General features: G+C 72.2%; 5 protein-coding genes. 2 read left to right on the top strand and 3 right to left on the bottom strand.

What is annotated here, in order from left to right:
- Positions 1-117: 117 nt before the first annotated feature.
- Positions 118-930, bottom strand: coding sequence for an IclR family transcriptional regulator (locus ACFW9D_RS25965; protein WP_188336128.1), 813 nt, complete (start codon positions 928-930; stop codon positions 118-120).
- A 208-nt stretch (positions 931-1,138) separates the two neighbouring features.
- On the opposite strand from ACFW9D_RS25965, the gene allB reads away from it, so the two are divergent.
- Positions 1,139-2,479, top strand: a complete 1,341-nt coding sequence (gene allB / locus ACFW9D_RS25960) for an allantoinase AllB (protein ID WP_384625392.1) — start codon at positions 1,139-1,141, stop codon at positions 2,477-2,479.
- 80 nt (positions 2,480-2,559) lie between these two features.
- On the opposite strand, the gene ACFW9D_RS25955 is transcribed toward allB, so the two are convergent.
- Positions 2,560-3,291, bottom strand: a complete 732-nt coding sequence (locus ACFW9D_RS25955; RefSeq protein WP_384625389.1) for an SDR family oxidoreductase — start codon at positions 3,289-3,291, stop codon at positions 2,560-2,562.
- 194 nt (positions 3,292-3,485) lie between these two features.
- On the opposite strand from ACFW9D_RS25955, the gene ACFW9D_RS25950 reads away from it, so the two are divergent.
- Positions 3,486-3,899 carry a ribonuclease gene (locus ACFW9D_RS25950; protein ID WP_188336125.1) on the top strand — a complete coding sequence of 138 codons (414 nt, stop codon included), beginning with the start codon at positions 3,486-3,488 and terminating at the stop codon, positions 3,897-3,899.
- Here ACFW9D_RS25950 and ACFW9D_RS25945 read toward each other — a convergent pair.
- Entirely contained in the window at positions 3,887-4,186 is a 300-nt protein-coding gene (locus tag ACFW9D_RS25945; RefSeq protein WP_384625386.1) for a hypothetical protein, read from the bottom strand. The genes ACFW9D_RS25950 and ACFW9D_RS25945 overlap by 13 nt on opposite strands.
- Positions 4,187-4,298 lie beyond the last annotated feature (112 nt).

Below are 4,298 nucleotides of genomic sequence, written 5' to 3'. Positions count from 1 at the left end.
GTGAGGCGAGCGCACCCCACAACGCCACAAAAACTGGGGGGGGCGCGGGGCTGTGACATCAGCGGCTGCGCCGCGGGGCGCGACCAGCTCCCACGCACCCGCACCCCGCGACGAGACCTAGAGACCCGCCCCGTTCCCGTTACCCGTGTTGGCCAGCGCAGTCGACAACTCACGCGCCACCTGCTGGAGCACCGGCACGATCTTGTCCGTCGCCGCCTCCGTGACCCGGCCCGCGGGGCCGGAGATGGAGATCGCCGCCGCCGTCGGCGAGTCCGGCACGAGCACCGCGAGGCACCGGACTCCTATTTCCTGCTCGTTGTCGTCGACCGCGTACCCGAGCCCGCGCACCTCTTCCAGCGCGTCCAGGAACCCGTCCGGCGTCGTGATCGTCTTCTCGGTCGCCGCCGGCATCCCCGTACGGGCGAGCAGCGCCCGCACCTCGTCCGCGGGCGTGTGCGCGAGCAGCGCCTTGCCCACGCCGGTCGAGTGCGGCAGCACGCGCCGGCCGACCTCGGTGAACATGCGCATCGAGTGCTTGGAGGGGACCTGGGCGACGTAGACGATCTCGTCGCCGTCGAGCAGCGCCATGTTCGCCGTCTCGCCGGTCTCCTCGACCAGGCGGGCCAGGTAGGGGCGGGCCCAGGTGCCGAGCAGTCGGGAGGCCGACTCGCCGAGGCGGATCAGGCGGGGGCCCAGCGCGTAGCGCCGGTTCGGCTGCTGGCGTACGTAGCCGCAGGCGACCAGGGTGCGCATCAGGCGGTGGATCGTGGGCAGCGGCAGGCCGCTGCTGGCGGAGAGCTCGCTCAGGCCGACCTCGCCGCCGGCGTCGGCCATCCGCTCGAGCAGGTCGAAGGCGCGCTCGAGGGACTGGACACCGCCGGCCGCGGGTTTGGCGGTCTCGGTGGTGCTGGCGTGGGACGGCGTCGGCACGGCGCGTTCCTTTCGAGGACAGGCAGGCAGTGGTGCAGCCTACCCGGCGGTTTCCTTCCGGGTCCTGTCTTGACCCCTAAGTTCGTCGGTAGCTACGTTCTGCGTATCGGAATCATAATTCCACTTTGTGGAAACATCCAGAGCCTTGACGGCTCGCATGTCGGAGTGAAAACTCCTTCAACAGAACGTTGAAATGAGGAGGTCCACGGTGTCGGACGTCGAACTGGTACTGCGCTCGAGCCGCGTCATCACCCCCGAAGGTACGCGGCCCGCTTCGGTCGCCGTCGCCGGCGGGAAGATCGTCGGGGTGCTCGCGCACGACGCCGAGGTGCCGGCCGGGGCCCGCCTCGAGGACTTCGGCGACCACGTCCTGCTGCCCGGCATCGTGGACACGCACGTCCACGTCAACGACCCGGGCCGCACCGAGTGGGAAGGCTTCTGGACGGCCACCCGCGCCGCCGCGGCCGGCGGCATCACGACCCTCGTCGACATGCCGCTGAACTCGCTGCCGCCCACCACCACGGTCGACAACCTGCGCACCAAGCAGGAGGTCGCCGCGGCCAAGGCGCACATCGACGTCGGCTTCTGGGGCGGCGCCCTGCCGGACAACGTCAAGGACCTGCGCCCGCTGCACGAGGCCGGCGTCTTCGGCTTCAAGTGCTTCCTGTCGCCGTCCGGCGTCGACGAGTTCCCGCACCTCGACGCGGACCGGCTGACCGCGTCCATGGCCGAGATCGCCGGCTTCGGCGGCCTGCTCATCGTGCACGCCGAGGACCCGCACGAGCTGGACGTCGCCCCGCACAACAGCGGCCCGAAGTACGACGACTACCTCGCGACCCGCCCGCGCGTCTCCGAGGACGTCGCGATCAAGGGCCTGATCGACACCGCCAAGCGGATCGGCGCCCGCGTCCACATCCTGCACCTGTCGTCCTCCGACGCGCTGCCGCTGATCGCCGCCGCCAAGGCCGAGGGCGTCAAGCTCACCGTCGAGACCTGCCCGCACTACCTCACGCTCACCGCCGAGGAAGTCCCGGACGGCGCCAGCGAGTTCAAGTGCTGCCCGCCCATCCGCGAGGCGGCCAACCAGGACCTGCTGTGGCAGGCGCTGGCCGACGGCACCATCGACTGCGTCGTCACCGACCACTCGCCGTCCACCGCCGACCTCAAGACCGACGACTTCGCCACCGCGTGGGGCGGCATCTCCGGTCTCCAGCTGAGCCTCTCGGCGATCTGGACCGAGGCCCGCAAGCGCGGCCACTCCCTCGAGGACGTCGTCCGCTGGATGTCCGAGCGGACCTCCGCGCTGGTCGGACTCGACGACCGCAAGGGCGCCATCGCCGTCGGCCGCGACGCCGACTTCGCCGTCCTCGCCCCCGAGGAGACCTTCACGGTCGACCCGGCCGAGCTCCAGCACCGCAACCGCGTCACCGCCTACGCCGGCAAGACGCTGCACGGTGTCGTCAAGTCGACCTGGCTGCACGGCGAGCGCATCGTCTCCGAGGGCGAGTTCACCGAGCCGCGGGGCAAGCTGCTCGACCGCTCCAAGTAAGCCGTCCCGTACGGGACCTGCGGGGCGCACCGGCCTGACAGCACCGGTGCGCCCCGCGTCTTCGTGTCCCGCGCCGCGCGCTACGCGGCGTGCCCGCCGTCGACCGCGAACTCGGCGCCCGTCACGTAACTCCCGCCCGGGCCCGCCAGATGGGCGACCGTCCGCGCGACCTCGTCGGCCGTGCCGAACCGGCCGAGCGCCGTCATCTGCGCCTGGCCCGCCGCGAACGGGCCGCCGGCCGGGTTCATGTCCGTGTCGATCGGCCCCGGATGCACGATGTTCGCCGTGATCCCGCGCCCGCCCAGCTCCCGGGCCAGCGCCTTCGTCAGACCCGTCAGCGCCGCCTTGCTCATCGCGTACAGCGTGCCGCCGGGGCCCGGCACCCGCTGGGTCATGCACGTGCCGATCGTGACGATCCGGCCGCCCTCGCCCAGGACGCCCGCCGCGGCCTGCGAGGCGAGGAAGACGCCCCGCACGTTGACCGCGAGGACCCGGTCCACGTCCGCGAGCGTGAGCCCGTCGAGCGGGCCGAGCACCCCGACGCCCACATTGTTGACCAGCACGTCGAGTCCGCCCAGCCGGTCCGCCGTCGTCCGCACCGCCCCGGCCGCCTCGGCCGCGTCCGCCGAGTCGGCCCGCACCGCGACCCCGCGCCGCCCCGCCGCCTCGATCCCGCGCACCACCTCCTGGGCCGCCTCCTTGTCCCGTACGTACGTGACCGCCACGTCGAAACCGTCGCGGGCCAGCCGCAGCGCCGTCGCCGCGCCGATCCCGCGGCCGCCGCCGGTCACCAGAGCCACCTTGCCGTTCATGTCCGCCTCCAGGGCTTGTCGTCGGCTCGTCGCCTTCCTGTCCCGCCATTCCAGTCGGCCGCGGCGACGGAAGCTGGCGGCAATCGGACGCCGAGGCGGCGCGGCCTCACGGGGCGTCAGCGCGACGGGTTAACTCCTGGAAAACAAGGCGCAGTTGGTGTTGACGGCTCCTCTACGCGCGTCACACTGAAGGCATGAAGATTCCCCCACGCTTCATCAGCGTCGCCGCGATCGCAGCCGCCCTCTTCCTCGGCGGCCCCGCCACCGTCGCCGCCGAGGCCGCCCCGGCCCCGGTCTCCGCGTCGGTCCTGTCCACCGCCGCCGTCGGCGACATCTGCTACTCGGCCCTGCCCTCGCAGGCGCACGACACCCTGGACCTCATCGAGCAGGGCGGCCCGTACCCGTACGAGCAGGACGGCACCGTCTTCCAGAACCGCGAGGGCGTCCTGCCCCAGCAGACCACCGGCTACTACCACGAGTACACGGTCATCACCCCGGGCTCCGACACCCGCGGCGCCCGCCGCATCGTGACCGGCGAGCGCAGCCAGGAGGACTACTACACCGCCGACCACTACGCGACGTTCGACCTGGTCGACTACGCCTGCTGATCCGAGCCCTTCGGACCCGGGCCCTCAGGGTCCGGGTCCTCGCGGTCCGGGTCCTCCGGGCGCGGACCGAGCCGGCTCTCGGCGGCCGCGAGCACGGCGACCGCCAGCACGATCAGCGTGATGCTGCCGTACACCTCGCGGCCGTCGAGAAAGCCGAGATGCCGGATCAGGCCCCAGGTGAGCCAGCCGGTGAACGCGTGGATCAGGCCCACGACGCCCTGCATCATCATGATTCCGCCGACGGCCTCCAGAGCGTGCCGCACCCGCTTCTTCTCCGTGTCGTCCATACCCAGGACCCTCGCCCCGCGGACCCCCCACCCGCATCGGCCGCGGGGCGAGGCGCACGGCCCAAAGGTCGCCTCCCCGGCGGGGCGCGCGCGACCGACGTCGTTCTCCGGG

It is taken from the genome of Streptomyces sp. NPDC059524, assembly GCF_042749255.1.
Classification (GTDB): domain Bacteria; phylum Actinomycetota; class Actinomycetes; order Streptomycetales; family Streptomycetaceae; genus Streptomyces; species Streptomyces xanthii.
Note: the sequence above shows the minus strand (reverse complement) of the source record. Positions and strands in the feature narration are given on the sequence as shown.

Coding starts and splice junctions, on each gene's coding strand:
- ACFW9D_RS25950 (WP_188336125.1), top strand. CDS start 3,486: ATGAAGATTCCCCCACGCTTCATCAGCGTCGCCGCGATCGCAGCCGCC.
- ACFW9D_RS25945 (WP_384625386.1), bottom strand. CDS start 4,186: ATGGACGACACGGAGAAGAAGCGGGTGCGGCACGCTCTGGAGGCCGTC.
- ACFW9D_RS25955 (WP_384625389.1), bottom strand. CDS start 3,291: ATGAACGGCAAGGTGGCTCTGGTGACCGGCGGCGGCCGCGGGATCGGC.